Below are 19,720 nucleotides of genomic sequence, written 5' to 3'. Positions count from 1 at the left end.
GCTTTTACCAGAGATCCTTATAAATCTGGACAATATCCGCTTTTCTCGGAACACGCGGATTCGTCGGCGTACATGCATCAGCCAGAGCTGCATCAGCCATACGGTCAATTGCGTTGAAATAATCTTCCTTCTCGATTTTCCCCATCTGTGAAATTGACAGCGGGATGTCCATCTCTTTGAGCATAAACTGTACCCAGTTGACAAGTGAACGGACAGTCATAATCTTATTGTAGCTGCTCAGTCCCAGCAGCTGTGCCACTGTTGAATACCGCTTTACAGCCGGCAGGTACTCTGTACGGCTCTTGCTGTGTTTGTTGATATCACTGTTAAACTCAATGATATGCGGCAGCAGCATTGCATTTGCACGTCCGTGGGGGATATGGAATGTTGCCCCGAGCTGGTGTGCCATGCTGTGGTTAATTCCCAATGATGCGGAATTGAACGCAAGACCTGCCAGACAGGAAGCGGAATGCATCTTCTGTCTCGCATGGGTATCGTTGCCGTCAAGATATGCACGAAGCAGGAAAACTCCGCATATCTCGATCGCCTTCTCTGCCAGTGCTGTAGAAAAGTCATTCCGGTTCGTACTTACGCACGCCTCCAGGGCATGTGTAAACACATCCATACCGGTATCCGCCGTAACTGACGGCGGCACACTTTTCACGAGTTCTGCATCCAGAATCGCTTCATCCGGAGTAAGCTCTCTGGATACAAGCGGATATTTCATCTGTTCGGCCGGGTCAGAGACAACTGCAAAAGAAGTAACCTCTGATCCGGTACCGCTTGTTGTCGGTATCGCAATGAGGCCAACCTCCCCGTAATTATCTACACGGAGTGCAAACTCACGGATTGATTTGGAGGAGTCAATAGAGGAACCGCCTCCAACAGCGATAATTGCCTCCGGCCTGTACTCCAGCATCTTCTTTACGCCTTCACTGATCTTGTCGATCGGTGCATCCGGCACTACCTCTTTGAAGATATCAAACTGGATATCTGCCTTCTTAAGAGGATCTAAGATCAGATTCAGACTACTGCTCTGTGCCATGAACGGGTCCGTAATAATCAGTACTTTTCTGTATGGAATCTCAGTCAGGCGATCCAGTGCCTGGTCGCCAAAGTATATTTTAGTCTTTATATCAAAACTCTTCATAGTGCCCTTCCTCTACTTCGGATAGATGCACTCTATCCCTAACTCTTTGAATGCCTGAAGCCATTTGGCCGCCGGCTTTTCATCAGTAACAACGGTGGTTACATCTTCCAGCATACCAACTGCTGTAAACGCCGTTTTGTCAAACTTACTTGAATCCACTGCAAGGATCTTCTCCTTAGCGGCATCCAGCATCGTTTTCTTATTATTCGCTAAAAGCTCATCAGAATCTGTAAGACCGGATGCAAGGTCGAAACCTTTGCAGGATATAACAGCTCTGTCAACATGATAGGAACGAAGCATTTTATCTGTCTGGGGACCTACGAGGGCAAAAGACCCCTCTCTGGAAACACCGCCTGTTGACAGCACACTCCAGTCCGGCACATCAAACAGTTCGATGATAATCTCTACTGAATTCGTTATCAGTGTCAAATTCCGTTTTCCTTTCAATGCCTTGGCAACATACACTGCTGTGGAGCTGGCATCCAGCATGATACTCTCCCCATCTTTTATCCTGGAGCTTATCAGCTCTGCTATACGCTGTTTGCCTATCACATTGTGATTCTTCCTGATGTTAAACGGTAAATCAATATTTACATTTTCATTGATGACGGCCCCGCCGTAGCTCTTTATCGCATACCCGTCATTTACCAGTTTCTCCAGATCTCTTCGGATCGTCTCCTCAGAAACATCATAAATCTGGCTTAATTCACTTACCACTACACGCCGATCAGCCTGCAGTTTCTCTAATATTTCATTCCGTCTTTCTATTGCAAGCATAGCACTGCCTCCCGCCCAGACTTTCACCGTAAATTACAAAATTACTTCGCGAATCTTAGCATCCGGATGTGCAATTACAGAGGAGTCAAGATACATACCTTCATCTGCAACTGCAGCCTTCGCCCTTTCTATAGCCGCTTCTACCGCTGCCACATCACCTGTCAGCATCAGGTATGATTTACCGCACATCCCTCTTGCAATACGGAGTTCGATCAGATCTACGATTGCAGTCTTGGCTGCTTCATCTGCCGCAACGATAATGGAAGTCGCATCATATGTCTCCATAATACCAAGTGCAGATACCTCTTCGATGTTCGTAGCTCCATAAATCGCCGGAAAAATAGATTTGTGCGGATTGCCGAGTACGAAACTGTTAATCAGGTGTTTTCCATGCAGTGTCTTCGATGTCTCAATGGCTGCATTCACGGCGCTTAAATCTCCTGAAATAATAACAATATATTTACCCGGACATACTGTCTGAGCCTCTATGATGCTTACTTCAGAAGTCTTTACCATAGCATCCGCTGCTACTACACCCGATGAAACAGTCTTATATTCTACCATTCCAATTGCCTTACTCATTGCCTGCACGTCCCTCCTGAGTTTCTATGATTATATATTTCTCATTCACATCGCTTACGATACCATCAATGCTCGCATGGATTCCCACGCTTAAGCCTTTGGCAGGTTCAGCGATCAAATATCCTCTTGCCACCTTGTCGCCGCGTTTTACAACAGCAGATGCAGGTGCCCCTATATGCTGGCTCAGGAGTATTTTGACTTTTCTAACCGAAACCGCAGACTCGTCAAGGGGAGCCTCCCGGTCATACTTCGTCAGATCAAGCCTGGCCATCAGCCGTTCCATAGGAACTTTACGGTACTCTCTTTCCTCTCCCACCGGCTTTGGCACAACACCCTGCGGCGGTTTGATTCCATTGGCACGTAAACCTGCTTTATATTCCGCCATTAATGATCTCGGTGACAATCCCTGCATACAGGAATACATCTCGCACAGACCACAGGAAGAACAAAACATGGTATTGATAAATATGTTTGGTTCCTGTAAATCTTTACAGGTAGCCGCTCGCATAAATAAATGCGGCTCTATCGGATGTCCGAGACGATTTCTCGGGCACAGGTCCGTACACATCGTACATTGGCAGCAGCATGCTGCCGCACGCTTTAAGTCAATGGATGACTTCCGTCTCTTCTTCTGGATAATCAGGTGGTCCTCAGGCAGCACGAGGACGGCATTTGTCGTCTTCGTAACCGGCTGCGACCCGCTTCCGATGAATCCCATCATCGGGCCCCCGATAAAATAAACAGGGTCTTTTGTTGTCACACCTCCGGCGAGTCTTACAACTTCCTCGATTGTCGTTCCGATCGGAACACGCACCGTTACCGGATTCTCTACTTCCGCCACAACAGAAACAAGTTTATCAACAACCGGAGTCTCCTGATTCAGAGCCCTGTAAACATTATATACAGTCTCAACATTGAACACGGCCACTCCGCTTTCTATCGGAAGTCCTCCGGGCCTTACAACCTTGCCCGTCACTTCATAAATCAGTACGACTTCATCGCCGGCCGGGTACACTTCATCAAGCAGTCCCAGTCTGACCTCCGGATAGTCTCCGATTACCTCATTCAGCGCTTCAATCGTCTTTTTATAAGCCTTTTTTATACCAATAACTACTTCTTTTGCACCTACAGCCTGCCCCATCATATGGAAGGTCTCAACGATTTCCTGTGCATATTTTTCAAGTAATTGTCTATGTAATCTTAAGAGTGGTTCACATTCTGCACAGTTCAGGATGATTGTCTCAGCACGTTCATCTAACTTTGCATAAGTAGGAAAGCCCGCACCACCTGCACCAACAATACCGTTCTGCTGCAATATGCTGCTTAATTCTTTCATTTCCATCATTTCACTACTCCAGTCCTGTTCCATCGTCAATAATTCCAACAATCGCTGCATCAACAGGTGCCTCCGGCATTCCGGAACCGATTCTCGCAGCACTTCCCTGTGCCACTAATACATAGTCACCTATACCAGCACCAATCTTATCAATCGCAATGAGTTGTTTTGCACCGGTCTGCATATGTTCCAAAACATCCACAATCATAAACTTATTGCCGACCAGATTTTCACATTTGCGTGTCGAGACAACACTTCCTTTAACTTTACCTATCAGCATAACATCCTCCTCATGCGACTTTACATTTCTTTTTTTATACACTGACACATTGGCAGGAAAAATGCCAATGTGTCAGTGTACTGCTTTTATTCCATTCTTATTTAATGATTCTGACTGTATCACCTGTCGCAATCTTAGCTGCATTCGCTTCATCAGTATCGATGTGCATCTCGAGGGTAAAGCTGTCATCCACACGGATCTGCACATGATTGAAAACAGTTCCTCTTTCGTTATCTGCCTTTACAGACACAACGTCACCGTCATGTACTCCGGCAGCAGCCGCATCTTTGGGCGGCATATGGATATGCCTCTTGGCAATGATGCACCCTTCATCCAGATAGATTGCGCCTTTCGGCCCAACTACTGCAATTGCTGCTGAACCTGCAACATTGCCGGATTCTCTGATCGGCGCCTTAACACCAAGCCGTATCGCATCAGTTGCTGAAACCTCTACCTGTGATTTGCTTCTTACAGGTCCTAAAATTCTGACATTCTCTATTGCTCTAAGCTTCAGGCCCACAATAGTAACCAGTTCGTTGGATGCGAACTGTCCGCCCATCAGCTCTTTTTTCTTTGTTAACTGATATCCCGGACCAAACAGAGCTTCTACATGCTCCTGTGTCAGATGGATATGTCTTGCAGACACACCAATCGGCACCATGTATCCGTTATCTTCAGAAGCCTTTTGTTTCTCGACAGCTTCCAGTACCATTTTGGTAATCAATGCTACATTACTATTGTCCATATCAATTCTCCTCACTTGCATGCATGAAACGAATTCCTTCTTTTAAGAGTCCTGCTTTTTCATGCATACTGTGGTATTTACAGGCCTTACAGTCTGCCAATGACAAACTGTAAGGCCCTGTAACTGCCAAAACGAATTATTTGATTGCTGGAAGAATCTTCTCTACATCTGTGTGCGGTCTTGGGATTACGTGTGTTGCTACTAATTCTCCGAGTCTGCCTGCTGCTTCTGCACCAGATTCAACTGCAGATTTAACTGCTCCAACGTCTCCGCGAACCATTACTGTTACAAGACCGGAACCGATCTTCTCTGTTCCAACTAAAACAACATTAGCTGCTTTGAGCATTGTATCTGCTGCTTCGATTGATGCTACTAAACCTCTTGTTTCAACCATTCCTAATGCTTCCTGTGACATTCTTTTTTCCTCCTTTAATTGAATCTTTTCTTCTACTTGTTCCGCCTGCTGCGCCGTCTGTTTCACTCTCTGGAGCGTTTTAGCCGGTGCCTTAGCTGTAGTCGTTTTTTTGGTGGATGCAGCTTTAGCAGTGCCGGTTGTCTTCTTTGCCGTACTTCTCGCAGTTCCGGCTGACTTAGCAGTGCTCTTTCGTGCTGCCCCTGCTGGTTTCTGGGAACCTTCAGCGTTTTCTGCGCCTGTCGGTTTATTCTCTTCTGCCATCTGACTGCCTCCTAACTTACCCTGTTCGCGCTGTTATTGATAAGCTTTAATATCTCCTCGTGAGGACTTGCAATCACTACATGCGCTACAGGCTTTTTAATTCCGTTTGCTGCGGCAGTTTCAATGGCCCCGGTTACAGCAGATACGTCTCCGCGGATGATGATTGTTACAAGTCTTCCACCTAACTTTTTCTCCCAGGTAACGAGCTGTACATCTGCTGTCTTGCACATAATGTCAATGGCAACAACTGCTCCCGTCACACTTGGAACTTCAAAAAATCCATACGCCTGTCCCATGAGACTGCTCCTTTACTTCTTCGATCCATTCCCGTTTGTTTCCGGAAATATGTGCTCTTCGCAGTTCCTATACTGTAGGAAGGATTTTCTCAACATCATTGTGCGGTCTTGGGATTACGTGTGTTGCTACTAATTCGCCAAGTCTTCCTGCTGCGTCAGCTCCTGTTTCAACTGCTGCCTTAACAGCTCCAACATCTCCGCGTACCATAACTGTTACAAGTCCTGATCCGATCTTCTCTGTTCCTACTAATGTTACCTCAGCTGCCTTTGTCATTGCATCTGCTGCTTCGATTGCTGCTGTAAGTCCTCTTGTTTCTACCATTCCTAATGCCTGCTGTGCCATTTTATATTTCCTCCTAAACTTCTTCTATATAGATTTTATTGGGTTTCCCTTTATCTAAACCGCTCAGTTTCAGCATCTTCTCTGTATCCGCTGTCGGTCTTGCAATTTCATATTCGTTCACAACTCCAGCAAGCTGTTCTGCCCTTGCTCTCGCTGCTTCCAATGCGGCCTGCACATCGGATACACTTCCACGAAACTTAACCATGACAATCAGTGGAACAGGTAATTCATCCGCATTCGCCGGTTTATTCTTATCAAAGGTTTCGAGCGTTACATTGCCTGCCTTACAACCGGCATCTGCCGCCGCATAAGCTGTTGCCAGCCCGAATACCTCTAACATGCCTACTGCTTCTCCCATATTAATTCTCCTTCTTGGGACAATTGCTATTTATTCACAATAGCAATCTTCAGACCTTCCATCTTCAGGTTTGTCTGATGAGCTTCGTTAATCTGATCCAGTGGGAACTCATGTGTAATGAGGTCATCCATCGGAAGGCCGATTCCTTTTGCTCTCTTTAAGAAATCAAATGTTGTAGCGTAATCCCTTAAAGTATATACCCATGAACCAACCAGTGTGATTTCTTTAGAGCACAGGTCAAAGTGCGGGTTGATTGTTGCATCTCCCCCGTTGATGAAGAATCCTAATTCGCAAAGTCCGCCGCCGTTTCTGATGAACTTATAGATATTAGCATGTGCAGCCGGTGAACCTGTACACTGGAATGCAAAGTCTGCCGGATGTCCGTCAAATGCAGCCTTCACACCATCTGCCAGAGCTTCGATGCCCTTGAAATCCTTGAAGTTTACAGATCTCTCTGCGCCCATTCTCTTAGCAAAATCAAGTCTCTTCTGCTCGCCGTCAACTGCTACGATATTCTCGATCCCCATTGTACGCAGTACTGCGATACAGATCAGACCGATCGGTCCGCATCCCTGTACAACTACTCTGCTGTTAAATCTTAAGATTCCTGTTGTCTTTGCCCTCTCCACTGCATGGATCAGAACTGCACAAGGCTCGATCAGGATTCTGGATTTCAGGTCAAGGTCGCTAACGTTGAATACGGTTGAACCTTCACGGATCAGTATGTAATCTGAGAACCATCCGTTCAGATGAATGTCATCATCCGGAAGAAGTCCATATACATCAGCTCCGCCTACGTTCTGTTTGTTCAGGTCATACATTGTGATATCCGGGTCATCTTTGAAGATCATACAGGTAACAACCTTATCTCCGACCTTCAGTTCTTTCCCGGCGCTGTCAGCCTTTACATTCTTACCCATCTTAACGATCTCTCCGGTTCCTTCGTGTCCAAGTACAACCGGGATCAGGCTGAACGGGTCTCTCTTGAATTCGTGGGCGTCAGTACCACATACGCCGCATCCTTCTACCTTAACAAGAATGTCTCCGTCACCGACTTCCGGGATCGGATATTCCTTGATGTCATAGTGCTCTAAAGCTGTCAGCATAGCTACGCGGGCAGTTTTTGGTATTGCACCTGCCGGTGCTGTTGTATTTGCAGCAGGAGCAGCTTTTTTGTCCAGCATACTTTCCAGTACCTGTTTTACAACTGCTTCTACATTTGCAGAATTCATTTCCATTTTATTTCCTCCTGTATTAGACAATCACCTTATTTTAACGTATGCACAGACTGTCTGTCATTACGCAGCGTCTTCTTTTTGTGAATGAACTTGCACTCGTAAGGCCTTCACCGGTTCTGCTGGCAATTGTGAATGTACAGAAGCCTTCGCCCCCGAATCCGATTGCCGCATAGGACGGTCCGTTCTTTACAAGAATTGCCGTGTCAATCGCCTTTGCATACTTTGTGATGTTGTCAATATTCTTTGAATGGATATGTGCAGAGTGTCTGTTGCCGTGCTCAAGCCATACAGACTGTTCAACAGCATCGTCAAAATCTTTCGCTCTCACAACACCCAGAATCGGCATCATCAGTTCTGTAGCAATCAGTGGGTGTTCCTTCGGGCCTTCAAATGTAATACATCTGATGTTGTCCGGAACTGTCACACCGATCATACCAAGGAGTGTCTTTGCATCTCTTCCTACACATTTTCTGTTCAGTCTGCCGTCTTTCATAACAACAGCAGTGAGTGCATCCTGTTCTTCTTTGGAAGCCAGATAGCATCCCTGCTCAGATACCATGTAGTGCATCAGTTCATCTGCGATAGAATCAACAGCAACAATCTCCTTCTCAGCGATACATGGAAGGTTGTTATCAAATGTACATCCATTCACGATGTCTTCTGCTGCCTTGCGGATATCTGCTGTCTCGTCTACAAGTGCCGGAGGATTTCCTGCCCCTGCACCGATTCCTCTTTTACCTGATGAAAGAACCGCTGTTACAACTCCCGGTCCTCCTGTTGCAGCAATCAGGTGGATATCCTTGTGTTTCATCATGATATTGCTGGAATCCAGCGTCGGTTTCTGGACGGTGCAGGCGATGTTGTCAGGTCCGCCTGCTTCGATAGAAGCCTCGTTAATCATGTTGATTGCATAGATAGAAGTCTTGATTGCTCCCGGATGCGGATTAAATACGACTGTATTGCCTCCGGCTAACATACCGATTGTATTGCAAAGAACAGTCTCACTCGGGTTCGTACATGGTGTAATTGCTCCGATTACGCCAAACGGTCCCATTTCAATCAGAGTCAGTCCTCTGTCCCCTGACCATGCAGTTGTTGTGATATCTTCCGTTCCCGGTGTCTTCTCAGCAACTAACTGGTGCTTCAGGATTTTATGTCCGACATTTCCCATGCCAGTCTCCTCAACACCCATGCGTGCAAGAATCTCAGCATTCTCTACTGTCTTCTTCCTAATATTTGAAATTATCTTCTCTCTGCCGTCCATAGACATCTTGCCGACAATCTTCTGTGCTTTTTTAGCCGCTTCAATTGCCTCGTTCATGTCAGCAAATACGCCGTGGCTTCCTGTTACATCAGAAGCGATCTGCATCTTTGCCATAACTTCCTGAACAATGTCCTGGACCATCTGTTCATTTACAGACACGCTAATACCTCCTTATTTCTTCCTGCATTAGACTTCATACATCTGGCTGAAAACCTCTTTGCCATAAGCCGCAATTGCGGTATCCTGTTCGGCTGTACCGCCGCTCACGCCTAATGCTCCGATTATTTTCCCGCCCGCTTCCAACGGTTCTCCGCCTCCGAATATTACGATCTTACCTTCATTCGTAAACTGGATGCCGTATAAAGGCTGTCCCGGCTGGCTTAAGTGGCTAAGCTCTTCCGTCGACATCTTGAGGCTTGCTGAAGTAAATGTCTTATTAATTGCAATATCAAAACTTGCTATGTAGGCGTCATCCATGCACTGCACGGCAACAGGCCTTCCTGCCTGATCGGAAACCGCGATTACCACGTTTACTCCCATACTGGCGGCTTTTTCTTTTACCTTTTCGATTAAGGTATTCGCTGCCTGTAATGTCATCTTATGCTTCTTGCATGTACAGACATGTCCGGCCGCATGGTGATGTGCGCCATTATCTTTCATCTGATCCAGTACCGCTTTCACGGCATTGGTAATATCCTGTTCATTCATAGCAGTCCCCTATTATTTCTATCAACGCCTGGTATTCGAATTACAGTCCCAGCTGATCCATTACTTTCTTTGTGATAGATGCAACTAAATCAGCATCTGCCGTAGCAGCTTCCGGTGCAGCAGCGCCGCATGATCCGCCGCAACTGTGGCAGCTTGGCTTGCCTGCTTTTGCATTCGGGCATACATTTGCCGGGTGTTTTCCAGGAAGTCCCATCTGTCTTCTGATTTCGTATAACTTGTCCATCTGTTCTTTGTTGAATTCCTGTGGTTCGCCGAGCATCTTTGACTGATATAAGAGCTGTGCGTAGAACTCCAGGGATTCCATCTTATGATATGCACTCAGCAGAGAATCTGAATAAGCAAGTGCTCCGTGATTCTCAAGCAGAACTGCATCAAAATACTGTAAGTGCTCAGATACAGCGTCCGGGATCTCCATTGTAGAAGGTGTACCATATTTAGCGATCGGAACACATCCCAGAGCGATTACAGCCTCAGGCATAATCGGCTGTGTCAGAGGAATGCCACAGATAGCAAATGTTGTAGCATACAGCGGATGGGCATGTACTACTGAATTAACGTCTGGTCTCTCCTGATAAACACGCATGTGCATCTTGATCTCAGATGAAGGTCTGAACCCTTTGTTTGCCTGAAGTACATTCCCTTTTGCGTCTACTTTACAGATATATTCCGGAGTCATAAATCCTTTGCTGACACCTGTAGGTGTGCATAAGAACTCATTGTCATTCAGTTTTACAGAGAAGTTACCATCATTAGCAGCAACCATACCGCGGTTGTACACTCTCTTACCGATTTCACACATTTCTTTTTTGATTTCGTATTCGTTTTGCATCCTTTTTTCCTCCTTGGATTCTTAAAACAAAACTTTTTGTTTTATGTTGTTTCTAACTCGATATTACCACATAACCCCACAACAGTCAACTTATTTCTGTGTTGGATTTGTTGTTTTTACGCAGTTTCCCCATCCTCTTTACGTTTCCCACGGAAGTACGTCACCGTCTTCCTTCAAATACTCCAGAATCTCGGGGATTCCTTCGTAATTTTTAGAGTCTACATAGAAGATCTTCTTACATCCGGTCAGCCTTAACCAGCGCTCTGCACGTGCTACATCTGCCTTCTTATCGTGGATTTTTGTCACGATGCCGATCACCTCACGGTTACACATGGACGTACAGCAGGGCGGATATAGAGAGTACGGCTCAGTCGCGGATAATAACAATCCCACAACATCAGCCTCGTAAGAATACAGCGCAAGCGCATATCCGAGATGCTTTGTCTGGGCATATTCGCCGGGAGTATCTATAATAACATCGAAGTTATTTACATATTGGGTCTTGTGATACTGGATTTTTTCACCCTTTAATGCCTGGGTCAGTGTGGTTTTCCCACACTCACTTCTGCCCATCAGTACAATTTTTTTCATATATTTAAGTCCTTGTGATCTCACATACGGAGAATCCCATCTTATCCCTGACGTAATCCAGAACCGCACGGATAGATGCCTCCACCTCGGAAATCGTCCCTGTCACGATCAGTGTACCGCTGAAACGGTCCACAAAACCAAGCTCGATTCCCGCCGCCTTGGTCGCTATATCGGCTGCTATGATCGCAGTCTCGGCCGGGCTGATCGTCAGTACACCGATTGCAGACTTACTGTGCTCCACCCTTGGGTCGAGTCCCAGCTTCTCATATAATATGATATCCGGGCTTGCAATCAAATGGGCGATTGTAATCTCTTTACCGGGGACGAGTTCCTGTACAATTCGTTCCGGCATTTGTTCATGATTCATTTCCATTAACCTCCTATCTGACATTCCACTCCCGACGCCTTAACAGCAGCATCAAGCAGCATCTCCATCTTTTCGTTGGAGGGCGGTTCCACGTTTCCCATCAGATACCGTCTTCCAAGACCTTCATATTTATCCTGGCCAAGCCTGTGGTACGGCAGCAGATGCAGCCGCTTTACAGTTCCCAGAGCCTTTGTATACTCTGCAATATCTCTGATTTCCTCTACAGTATCATTGAACCCCGGTATAACCGGAACGCGGATACTGAGTTCTGTCATGCCGGATCTGGCAATATGCATCGCATTCTCCAGCATTAATTCATTTGAATGTCCGGTGAATTCCTTGTGTTTAGCCGGGTTCATATGTTTGATATCCAGAAGGTACTGGTCTAAATATGGAAGGATCCTTTCTATAATGGAGTAGTCCGCATACCCCATGCTCTCCAGCGCAGTGCTGATACCTGCCTCGTTCGCCGCTCTTAACAGGGCTTCGGCAAATTCCGGCTGGCACAGGCTTTCACCACCTGACAGGGTGAGTCCGCCTCCGGTCCTGCGGTAATACGTCCGGTCCTTCTCCACGGTCTCCATGACTTCGGCGACTGTAACATCTCTTCCTATCGTCTTTTTCTCTCCCTGCACAAGCATGGTCTCAATCTCAAACCTCTGAGATTCCGGATTACAGCACCAGCGGCACCTTAAGACGCAGCCTTTCAGGAAAACAATAGTACGGATTCCGTTGCCGTCGTGGATGGAGTATCTCTGTATGTCAAAGATACGGCCCTTTGTCTTTAAATAATCATCCATGCTGCTTTTCCCTTTCTGTTTCCTGTCAGAATCCCTGCTCTGTCCTGCGGATGATGTCATCCTGAAGTGACTTGGACAATGTTGTGAACAATGCGCTGTATCCGGCAACCCGCACAACAAGATGCTTATACTGCTCCGGATTCTTCTGTGCATCCAGAAGTGTCTCGCGGCTCACAACATTGAACTGCATATGGCTTCCCTTCTGATCAAAGTATGAGCGGACCAGTCCGACAAAGTTCTCAAGTCCCCTTCTTCCACTTAGTGCGGATGGATGGAACTTCTGGTTAAACAGCGTACCATTTGACGCTATATAATGATCGAGTCTGGAAACGGAATTAGCTGCCGCCGTCGGCCCGTTCACATCTTTCCCTGCCGAAGGTGATACACCATCAGCTACCGGGGTATGTGCCAGACGTCCGTCAGGTGTAGCCCCTGTCTGTGCTCCCAGCGGAACATTGGCTGATACCGGGTACAGTCCCGCCTGGAACATACCGCCCCTTGGGTTCTTGTAATCCAGAAGTGGCTTCGTGTATGTATATGCAACATCCCTTGCAAACGCATCTACTTCCGGGATATCGTTTCCGAACTTTGGCACTTCCTCAATCAGCTTCAGGATTCTTTCTCCGTTCGCTTTCACTTCCGGCGCTTCGGATGCAGCAACAACAGTCTTAAGTATTGCGGCAATCTCACGCCCGCCTACTGCCTGTCCGGCTTCCTTCATACTTCCCGCGATCTCTGAAGTAATTCCTGCCACATCCTCACTGCTTAATCCTTTGCCATAATTCGTTGCAAGCGCTTCCTTCAGTTCCTTCATGCTGATCTTCTTCTCATCGTAAACAAGCTTCTTGACTGCATACAGCGAGTCTGCCATGTTTGCAACACCAAATCCCTGAGGACCGGTAAAGTTGTAAACAGCTCCGCCTTCCTGAACTGTCTTTCCCTTCTTCATACAATCATCAACCATAGAAGAAAGGAATGGAAGAGGACATCTCTCGGCATGGGCCATATCAATCGCGTTGTCGGCATTTACAAGCAGCTTAATTGCGTAATCCATCTGAATCTTATATGCATGGTAGAATTCCTCAAAGGTCTTCATGTCTTCTACTTTGCCTGTCTTCGGCCCGATCTGCACACCCTTGTCCACTCCACTGCTGAATACAAGCTCAAGCGGACGGCACATATTGAAGAACGCAGCATCATGCCAGCCCTCGGTCTTGCCTGACTTCTGCGGCTCTACACAACCGATGATATTATAGTCCCTGGCATCTTCAAGTGTCAGCCCCCTGCTTACCAGTGACGGAATAATAACTTCATCATTATAATATGCCGGAAGCCCGATACCCGTACGGGTCAGTTCCGCCGCTTTGATCAGAAATTCATGGGGCGTCCCGTTCCATACTCTGACGGATAATGACGGCTGTGGAAGAAATACATGCACGGAAGCTTGTATACTCATGAATGACAGATCATTCGTCACATCTACGCCTTCCTCATTCTGTCCTCCGGCGATCAGGTTCTGGAACAGACTGTAGCCTGCAAACCCTTCTGCTGAAACAGCATCACGGCATTTGTTCAGGTCATTTAACTTCACCCAGATGCAGTCCATCAGTTCCTGTGCAAATCCTCTTGTAATCCTGCCGCTGTCGATATCCTTCTTATAATAAGGATACATATACTGGTCAAATCTTCCCGGTGAAATGGAATGTCCGCTGGATTCGATCTGAAGCAGCTGCTGCACAAACCAGAATGACTGGCATGCCTCGTAAAATCCTGATGCACCTTTTTCAGGTACATTTGCACAATTCTGTGCGATCTGGAGCAGCTCTTTCCTGCGTGTCATATCAGAACACTTTTCTGCTTCTTCCAGTGCCAGCTTCGCATAACGTCTTGCATATGTAATCACTGCATCACAGCTGATCATCACGGCTTCCAGAAATCTCGACTTCTTCTGATAGTCTCCGTCCGCCAGACTGAGCTTCGCGAGTTCTGCCTGTGCCTTCTCTTTAATCCCCGAAAATCCGATCGAAAGAACTTCACCGTATTTTACCGTCACATGGCCTACACCATTGTAAAAATAATTGCCCGGCGTAAAGATATTATGTTCTATGGCTAACAGCGTCTCCGGCTCCATGTAAGATGTTGCCAGTTCACTCGTTGTCTTTCCTGCCCAGTACGCATTCGCTTCCTTAAGTTCAGCTTTTGTCTTCTCAGCAATATAGAACGGGTCTGCTGACCTCGTCTCTACTGTGTCGAATTCTGCCTCCAGCCAGTCATAAGAAAATTCCGGATAAGTCTGGCATCCTCTCGGAGCAATCGTCGTACTGCCTACGATCAACTCCAGATCACGAATGATGATCGGTATATTCTCCAGAATATGCTGAAATGCTTTTGCACGCCGGATGATCATAGGTTCCTGTTCCGTCTGTCTGTAAGACTCAGTAATCAATACAGCTCTCGCTGACTCAATCTCCGGCATCTTAGCATACAGATTCTCAACAAGCCTTGTAATACGCTCTGACTTTGGTATATCCGTACTGTCATAGGTATATAATCCCATTTGCCCTGTCACTCCTTTCTTCCATATAAACAGGTGTGCTTATATGTTCTATAATCCTAAGGGAAAAGCCCCTGTTTCTGCCTGCAAAGTATACACCTGCATTGGCCGTAATGCTTCTCCACCCAGTTGTTACCATTATACTATTATAGCCTGTCTAAGTCAACAAAAAACAACACTTGCCGCATAATTTATGTACATGAACCCAACACTTCCCAACATGCTACTTGTTGTTTTTATTTGTTTTGTTTGAGATTCTGGCTCACTTTATATTGACAAAACAGCGCAAATCACGCATACTATATGTTAGAGGTTTTATGATATCTCATACAGAACAGATAAGACACAATTAACGTTGCTGCTGCAGACCACTGAATATATGGAACTGGCTGCATAAATATAGAAAGGCCTGAATCTTATGTCTTTGTTAGAATTTGACATACATACCCACACAATCGCCAGCGGACATGGATCTACTGCCACAATCACCGATATGGCAAAAGCCGCCGCTGCACATAATTTAAAAATGCTCGGAATCACAGATCACGGCCCCGCTACGCTCGGGGGCGGAAGGGTCTCTTATTTCAGGAGCCTTGCGCATGCACAGAAAAAGCGGCTCGGTATCGAAATGCTCTATGGTGCAGAGGTGAATATTCTGGATAATAAAGGGAAGCTGGATCTGGATGATACTATATTAGAAAAGCTGGATTATGCCATCGCAAGCATCCATAAACCAGTTAAAAAACCGGGAACTATAGAAGAAAATACAGCAGCCTATATCGCTGCGATGCAGAATCCCAACGTCCGGATCATCGGACACTGTGACGACGTGAAATATCCTGTGGACTATCTTGCAATTGTAAAAGCGGCAATGAAATATGACGTACTTCTTGAGATTAATAACAGTTCCTTAAGTCCCGACGGCTATCGCGGCGACACCAGATTCAACGACCTGATGATCCTGAATCTGTGCAGACACTTTCATTATCCGGTCGTTCTGGCAAGCGACAGCCACGGAACCAGGCATGTAGGAGACTTCAGTTATGCCTTAGAGCTCGCAAAGCTTGCAGGAATGCCTGAGTCATTGATCATGAATTATTCCACGAAAGCATTCAAATGCTTTCTGGAACGTTAACAAAATCAGAATGGGTGCTCAAAGCGCAAACTTTATCCGGTACCGGACGAGCCTTGCGTTCTGGGGCCCTACTTTTTTACAAAAATTAGACGGTATAGCCTCAGCCTGATTCACGATCAGTTCATCCAGCGTCGTGCAGAATATCTGGCTGAGCGCATAAAAATTATCCAGTGACGGCAGTGTCCTCCCTGCAAACCAGCCATAAATAGACTGCGGTGAACCCAGTCTCAAAAGACTGCAAAGATCTTTCACCGCAATATTTCTGGATCTGCAGATAAACCGCAGCCAGTTGCCGGTTCTTACCATGTTAATCCCGGGATATTCATTCCCCTTCATATACTCATCTTCCCTTCTTTTTCAGTGTTTTCCTCAAAAAATACTATTAAGAAATATCACCTTATCCTACTTGTTTTGATTTTCTTTTATAATAGCACATAATTTTATCATTAATCTACTGAATCATGTGTCAAGCAGTTTATAACTTAATATTATAATCCACCGCTCTCTCAGCTATCTTATTTACTTTTCCTGTTCAGCATAACCAACCCCTGTTAAGGCAAGCGCAAACAATCCGGCCGCAATACAGATCCCGTCATTTATCCCAATCAACGCAAGAATGATTGTGAAAAGCAGCATCGCAATTCCAAGTAACATTTTTTTCATGTCATTCCCCTTTCCATTTTGTTCAAGTATATCAGATATGACAATGTTTTTAAAGAAAACAAGAAATGCTTCAGCCCGTGTGGCTGAAGCATTTCTCGGATTAGGTATTTATTTTTCTATTTTTTTGGAGGAAAAATTGAAAAATATATGTTATGTCTATTGGACAATTCATATCCAATATATATTCAAAAGGGCGGCTGACCCCTTTTGGCAGTATTTACAGCATCTTATTGTGCTTATGCTCTCTTTGAAAGCACTTCTGTTTCATATTTCTCAATTTCTGAGAACCATCCTTCTGGATCTACACCACACTGAGCACAATATTCATTCCAGATATCCCCGATTGGAAGTGTCTTGCATTCTTCCATCATAACCATCTTCTTGCTAAACTGGTTTGTATCCTGCAGCTCTTTGAGCATTGCGCTCGGAGTACACAGAGCATTCAGGAGTGCCTTCTGGAAGCTTCTGAATCCCGTTACCCATGCAGATACACGGTTGATGGATGCATCAAAGTAATCCAGTGCAATATATGTACGGTCAAGACCATCGCAGCGCACGATTTCCTGCGCAATTTCCTTTGTCTCATCATCGTAAAGAACTACATGGTCAGAATCCCAGCGGATCGGGCGTGTGACATGGAGTGCGATTTCCGGAAAGAATGTAAGCAGCGCTGGAATCTTATCGGAAACAACTTCTGTCGGGTGATAATGTCCGTTATCCATCAGAGGAAGGCATTTATCCATATTTGCAGCTGCATAACTTAAAGCAAACTCGGCAGAACCAACTGTATAGGCTTCTACACCAATACCAAATACCTTGGACTCTACGCAAGGTTTCACCATCTTCGGATCATATGGTTCAGAAAGAATCTCGTCGATAGACTCTTTATAACGAACCCTTGGTCCCATGCGGTCTGCCGGTACATCTTTATAACCGTCACCTGTCCAGATATTCATAACACAAGGGATCCCTGTCTGCTCTGCAAAATATGTCGAGATCCGGATGCAGGCTTTTCCATGCTCGATCCAGAACTTTCTTGTCTCTTCATCCGGGCTTGACAGAGTCAGTCCGTCTTTCACTTTATCATGAGAGAAGAAGGTCGGGTTAAAGTCCAGTCCCATTCCTCTTTCCTTCGCAAAGTCAACCCATTTCTGGAAATGCTTTGGCTCCAGTTTATCACGGTCAACAAACTCACCATCTTCAAAAATCGCATAGCTCGCATGCACATTAATCTTCTTCATTCCCGGCATCAGGCTCATAGCCTTATCCATATCAGCAAGCAGTTCCTCTGGAGTTCTTGCCTTCCCGGGATAATTTCCGGTCGTCTGGATTCCTCCTGTCAGAGGACCGTCATGATCGAATCCCGTCACATCATCCCCCTGCCAGCAGTGCAGTGATACAGGCACATTCTTACATTTTTCAATCGCAGCGTCCGTATCCACCCCCAGCTTTGCATAAATCTCCCTTGCTGATTCATATCTTTCTCTTGTCGTCATCATAAATCCTCCTTATTTTTCAAAGGGGTCAGACCCCTTTGCGCTCCGTTTTCAGAATTGTTTTCCTTTTTCGTCGTAGTTCTTTATGTCAAATGACCTGCCCACACATACTCTTGCTTCCGGAAGGCTCGCAAATACGCCGTCATGCAGCATTTGTACGATCATGTTCCCTATTGCTGTTGCTTCGGTAGGACCTGCGGAAACTTTCTTTTGTGTGTATTTTGCAGTTAATTCGTTCAAATATCCTGCGTTTGCACCGCCGCCTACAACGTAGATTGTATCGTATGTATTGCCTGTAATTGCTTCTATCTCTTTGACTGTGTCTCCGTAACACTTTCCAAGACTGTTATAAATCACTACAGCAATCTCGCCCACGGTCTTCGGGACCGGCTGGCCTGTCTTTTTGCAGAAGTCCTGTACGGCCTGAATCATGCTCTCCGGTGCAAGGAAGCAGTCGTCATTGCAGTCCACGATAGAAGTAATTGTTTCCTTCGATGCTCTGTCGCAGATCTCGGCAAAGGATAAGTCCTCTTCAAACTCTTTTTTCACGGACTGTATCATCCACAATCCCATGATGTTCTTCAGATAACGGAATCTGTGGTCGTAACCGCCCTCGTTTGTAAAGTTTGCCTTCATGCTCTCCTCTGAACAATCCGCTTCTTTTCTCTCGATCCCCATTAATGACCATGTGCCTGAACTGATATAGATGGCGTTATCATCATTGGTCGGCACCGCCAGTACTGCGGAGCCTGTATCATGTGTTGCCGGCAGGACCACCTCACAGTCAAATCCAACTTCTTCCTGAATCTCTATGGTAAAATTTCCTACAACTGTTCCCGGCATCGAAACAGGCTGGAACATCTTTCTATTGTAACCAAGCATTTCGATCAGTTCATAATCCCAGTCATTTGTCTTAGGATCAATCAACTGTCCTGTCGTCGCATTGGTATATTCCATCTTCTTAACACCAGTTAATAAGAAATGGAAGTAATCCGGTATCATCAACATTGATTCTGCCTGTTCAAGGTACTCAGGGTGTGTCTCTTTTACCGCCATTAGCTGGTAGATAGTGTTGAAAATCTGCTTCTGGATTCCGGTCCTTGCATACAGGGCTTTGGGTGATATCTTCTCGTATACTTTTTCATCCATGCCGTTCGTGCGGCTGTCACGGTAGCCGACAGTATCTCCAAGAATCTGGTCGTCTTTGTCGAGCAGCACATAATCTACTCCCCATGTGTCAATCGCCATAGAGACCGGAATCTTTCCGATTTCTTTGCATTTCTTCAAACCATTCTTAATCTCCCGGAACAGACGCTCAACATCCCAGCACAATGTACCGTCCTTATTATCCATTCCGTTCGCAAACCGGTACACTTCCTCAAGCTGCATGTTCCCGTCCTTCATGGAAGCGAGCATGTGGCGTCCGCTGGATGCCCCAATATCAACGGCTAAATAATATTTCTCCATTTTGTGCCTCCTTCATATCTTCTCGATTCTACACTTATTATAAT

At 45.9% G+C, this 19,720-nt stretch carries 23 protein-coding genes; 1 reads left to right on the top strand and 22 read right to left on the bottom strand.

Annotation, left to right across the window (positions count from 1 at the left end; all coding sequences use genetic code 11):
- Nucleotides 1–4: 4 nt before the first annotated feature.
- The 18 genes from DWX43_RS19860 to DWX43_RS19775 all read right to left on the bottom strand — a co-directional run bounded on the left by DWX43_RS19860 (nt 5) and on the right by DWX43_RS19775 (nt 14,918).
- Complete coding sequence (locus DWX43_RS19860) at nt 5–1,150, bottom strand: 1-propanol dehydrogenase PduQ (protein WP_109731207.1); 1,146 nt, start codon at nt 1,148–1,150, stop codon at nt 5–7.
- 12 nt (nt 1,151–1,162) lie between these two features.
- Nucleotides 1,163–1,927 carry a DeoR/GlpR family DNA-binding transcription regulator gene (locus DWX43_RS19855; protein ID WP_109731208.1) on the bottom strand — a complete coding sequence of 255 codons (765 nt, stop codon included), beginning with the start codon at nt 1,925–1,927 and terminating at the stop codon, nt 1,163–1,165.
- Between the two features lie 33 nt (nt 1,928–1,960).
- Nucleotides 1,961–2,509, bottom strand: a complete 549-nt coding sequence (locus DWX43_RS19850) for a BMC domain-containing protein (RefSeq protein WP_109731209.1) — start codon at nt 2,507–2,509, stop codon at nt 1,961–1,963.
- Nucleotides 2,502–3,905, bottom strand: coding sequence for a 4Fe-4S dicluster domain-containing protein (locus DWX43_RS19845; RefSeq protein WP_330582295.1), 1,404 nt, complete (start codon nt 3,903–3,905; stop codon nt 2,502–2,504). The genes DWX43_RS19850 and DWX43_RS19845 overlap by 8 nt, the downstream gene beginning before the upstream one ends.
- Entirely contained in the window at nt 3,859–4,125 is a 267-nt protein-coding gene (locus DWX43_RS19840) for a EutN/CcmL family microcompartment protein (protein WP_109731210.1), read from the bottom strand. Before DWX43_RS19840 ends, DWX43_RS19845 begins: the two co-directional genes overlap by 47 nt.
- A gap of 97 nt (nt 4,126–4,222) precedes the next feature.
- Nucleotides 4,223–4,870, bottom strand: a complete 648-nt coding sequence (locus DWX43_RS19835; protein ID WP_109731211.1) for a phosphate propanoyltransferase — start codon at nt 4,868–4,870, stop codon at nt 4,223–4,225.
- Nucleotides 4,871–5,006: 136 nt separating this feature from the next.
- On the bottom strand, nt 5,007–5,285 hold the full coding sequence (locus DWX43_RS19830; RefSeq protein ID WP_044954962.1) for a BMC domain-containing protein: 279 nt from the start codon (nt 5,283–5,285) through the stop codon (nt 5,007–5,009).
- A gap of 272 nt (nt 5,286–5,557) precedes the next feature.
- A complete protein-coding gene (locus tag DWX43_RS19825) occupies nt 5,558–5,842 on the bottom strand; it encodes a BMC domain-containing protein (RefSeq protein ID WP_109731212.1) in 285 nt (94 codons plus the stop codon).
- A gap of 67 nt (nt 5,843–5,909) precedes the next feature.
- Nucleotides 5,910–6,185, bottom strand: coding sequence for a BMC domain-containing protein (locus tag DWX43_RS19820; protein WP_024853108.1), 276 nt, complete (start codon nt 6,183–6,185; stop codon nt 5,910–5,912).
- A gap of 13 nt (nt 6,186–6,198) precedes the next feature.
- The gene (locus DWX43_RS19815; protein ID WP_118621574.1) at nt 6,199–6,543 is read right to left on the bottom strand and encodes a BMC domain-containing protein; all 345 of its coding nucleotides are present in this window, start codon (nt 6,541–6,543) and stop codon (nt 6,199–6,201) included.
- Nucleotides 6,544–6,569: 26 nt separating this feature from the next.
- Nucleotides 6,570–7,781, bottom strand: a complete 1,212-nt coding sequence (locus DWX43_RS19810) for a zinc-binding dehydrogenase (RefSeq protein WP_109731214.1) — start codon at nt 7,779–7,781, stop codon at nt 6,570–6,572.
- A gap of 34 nt (nt 7,782–7,815) precedes the next feature.
- Nucleotides 7,816–9,204, bottom strand: a complete 1,389-nt coding sequence (locus tag DWX43_RS19805; RefSeq protein ID WP_109731215.1) for an aldehyde dehydrogenase family protein — start codon at nt 9,202–9,204, stop codon at nt 7,816–7,818.
- A 27-nt stretch (nt 9,205–9,231) separates the two neighbouring features.
- The gene (locus DWX43_RS19800; RefSeq protein ID WP_109731216.1) at nt 9,232–9,753 is read right to left on the bottom strand and encodes a heme-binding protein; all 522 of its coding nucleotides are present in this window, start codon (nt 9,751–9,753) and stop codon (nt 9,232–9,234) included.
- 40 nt (nt 9,754–9,793) lie between these two features.
- A complete protein-coding gene (locus tag DWX43_RS19795; protein WP_109731217.1) occupies nt 9,794–10,603 on the bottom strand; it encodes a class II aldolase/adducin family protein in 810 nt (269 codons plus the stop codon).
- A gap of 138 nt (nt 10,604–10,741) precedes the next feature.
- Nucleotides 10,742–11,194, bottom strand: a complete 453-nt coding sequence (gene eutP, locus DWX43_RS19790; protein ID WP_109731218.1) for a EutP/PduV family microcompartment system protein — start codon at nt 11,192–11,194, stop codon at nt 10,742–10,744.
- A 4-nt stretch (nt 11,195–11,198) separates the two neighbouring features.
- Nucleotides 11,199–11,561 carry a BMC domain-containing protein gene (locus DWX43_RS19785; RefSeq protein WP_181368663.1) on the bottom strand — a complete coding sequence of 121 codons (363 nt, stop codon included), beginning with the start codon at nt 11,559–11,561 and terminating at the stop codon, nt 11,199–11,201.
- Between the two features lie 5 nt (nt 11,562–11,566).
- Nucleotides 11,567–12,361, bottom strand: a complete 795-nt coding sequence (locus DWX43_RS19780) for a glycyl-radical enzyme activating protein (protein WP_118621573.1) — start codon at nt 12,359–12,361, stop codon at nt 11,567–11,569.
- A 25-nt stretch (nt 12,362–12,386) separates the two neighbouring features.
- Nucleotides 12,387–14,918, bottom strand: a complete 2,532-nt coding sequence (locus DWX43_RS19775; protein ID WP_118621572.1) for a glycyl radical protein — start codon at nt 14,916–14,918, stop codon at nt 12,387–12,389.
- A 415-nt stretch (nt 14,919–15,333) separates the two neighbouring features.
- Here DWX43_RS19775 and DWX43_RS19770 point away from each other — a divergent pair, with 415 nt between their 5' ends.
- Nucleotides 15,334–16,050: a phosphatase gene (locus DWX43_RS19770; RefSeq protein WP_118621571.1), complete on the top strand. Its 717-nt coding sequence runs from the start codon at nt 15,334–15,336 to the stop codon at nt 16,048–16,050.
- An 18-nt stretch (nt 16,051–16,068) separates the two neighbouring features.
- On the opposite strand, the gene DWX43_RS19765 is transcribed toward DWX43_RS19770, so the two are convergent.
- From DWX43_RS19765 to rhaB, 4 genes are all read right to left on the bottom strand, one after another.
- A complete protein-coding gene (locus tag DWX43_RS19765; RefSeq protein WP_118621570.1) occupies nt 16,069–16,386 on the bottom strand; it encodes a helix-turn-helix transcriptional regulator in 318 nt (105 codons plus the stop codon).
- A 183-nt stretch (nt 16,387–16,569) separates the two neighbouring features.
- On the bottom strand, nt 16,570–16,713 hold the full coding sequence (locus DWX43_RS27070; RefSeq protein WP_181368664.1) for a hypothetical protein: 144 nt from the start codon (nt 16,711–16,713) through the stop codon (nt 16,570–16,572).
- 236 nt (nt 16,714–16,949) lie between these two features.
- On the bottom strand, nt 16,950–18,209 hold the full coding sequence (locus DWX43_RS19760) for an L-rhamnose isomerase (RefSeq protein WP_118621569.1): 1,260 nt from the start codon (nt 18,207–18,209) through the stop codon (nt 16,950–16,952).
- Nucleotides 18,210–18,260: 51 nt separating this feature from the next.
- Entirely contained in the window at nt 18,261–19,676 is a 1,416-nt protein-coding gene (gene rhaB / locus DWX43_RS19755; protein WP_118621568.1) for a rhamnulokinase, read from the bottom strand.
- Between the last annotated feature and the right edge of the window lie 44 nt (nt 19,677–19,720).

Source organism: Clostridium sp. AF19-22AC (assembly GCF_003479085.1).
GTDB lineage: Bacteria > Bacillota > Clostridia > Lachnospirales > Lachnospiraceae > Faecalicatena_A > Faecalicatena_A orotica.
This window is presented reverse-complemented; position numbering and strand designations above follow the sequence as displayed.

Coding starts and splice junctions, on each gene's coding strand:
- DWX43_RS27070 (WP_181368664.1), bottom strand. CDS start 16,713: ATGAAAAAAATGTTACTTGGAATTGCGATGCTGCTTTTCACAATCATT.
- DWX43_RS19820 (WP_024853108.1), bottom strand. CDS start 6,185: ATGGCACAGCAGGCATTAGGAATGGTAGAAACAAGAGGACTTACAGCA.
- DWX43_RS19860 (WP_109731207.1), bottom strand. CDS start 1,150: ATGAAGAGTTTTGATATAAAGACTAAAATATACTTTGGCGACCAGGCA.
- DWX43_RS19855 (WP_109731208.1), bottom strand. CDS start 1,927: ATGCTTGCAATAGAAAGACGGAATGAAATATTAGAGAAACTGCAGGCT.
- DWX43_RS19825 (WP_109731212.1), bottom strand. CDS start 5,842: ATGGGACAGGCGTATGGATTTTTTGAAGTTCCAAGTGTGACGGGAGCA.
- DWX43_RS19780 (WP_118621573.1), bottom strand. CDS start 12,361: ATGGATGATTATTTAAAGACAAAGGGCCGTATCTTTGACATACAGAGA.
- DWX43_RS19775 (WP_118621572.1), bottom strand. CDS start 14,918: ATGGGATTATATACCTATGACAGTACGGATATACCAAAGTCAGAGCGT.
- DWX43_RS19800 (WP_109731216.1), bottom strand. CDS start 9,753: ATGAATGAACAGGATATTACCAATGCCGTGAAAGCGGTACTGGATCAG.
- DWX43_RS19765 (WP_118621570.1), bottom strand. CDS start 16,386: ATGAAGGGGAATGAATATCCCGGGATTAACATGGTAAGAACCGGCAAC.
- DWX43_RS19760 (WP_118621569.1), bottom strand. CDS start 18,209: ATGACGACAAGAGAAAGATATGAATCAGCAAGGGAGATTTATGCAAAG.
- DWX43_RS19810 (WP_109731214.1), bottom strand. CDS start 7,781: ATGGAAATGAATTCTGCAAATGTAGAAGCAGTTGTAAAACAGGTACTG.
- DWX43_RS19850 (WP_109731209.1), bottom strand. CDS start 2,509: ATGAGTAAGGCAATTGGAATGGTAGAATATAAGACTGTTTCATCGGGT.
- DWX43_RS19770 (WP_118621571.1), top strand. CDS start 15,334: ATGTCTTTGTTAGAATTTGACATACATACCCACACAATCGCCAGCGGA.
- DWX43_RS19835 (WP_109731211.1), bottom strand. CDS start 4,870: ATGGACAATAGTAATGTAGCATTGATTACCAAAATGGTACTGGAAGCT.
- rhaB (WP_118621568.1), bottom strand. CDS start 19,676: ATGGAGAAATATTATTTAGCCGTTGATATTGGGGCATCCAGCGGACGC.
- DWX43_RS19785 (WP_181368663.1), bottom strand. CDS start 11,561: ATGAATCATGAACAAATGCCGGAACGAATTGTACAGGAACTCGTCCCC.
- DWX43_RS19815 (WP_118621574.1), bottom strand. CDS start 6,543: ATGGGAGAAGCAGTAGGCATGTTAGAGGTATTCGGGCTGGCAACAGCT.
- DWX43_RS19830 (WP_044954962.1), bottom strand. CDS start 5,285: ATGTCACAGGAAGCATTAGGAATGGTTGAAACAAGAGGTTTAGTAGCA.
- DWX43_RS19840 (WP_109731210.1), bottom strand. CDS start 4,125: ATGCTGATAGGTAAAGTTAAAGGAAGTGTTGTCTCGACACGCAAATGT.
- DWX43_RS19795 (WP_109731217.1), bottom strand. CDS start 10,603: ATGCAAAACGAATACGAAATCAAAAAAGAAATGTGTGAAATCGGTAAG.
- DWX43_RS19845 (WP_330582295.1), bottom strand. CDS start 3,905: ATGCAGCGATTGTTGGAATTATTGACGATGGAACAGGACTGGAGTAGT.
- eutP (WP_109731218.1), bottom strand. CDS start 11,194: ATGAAAAAAATTGTACTGATGGGCAGAAGTGAGTGTGGGAAAACCACA.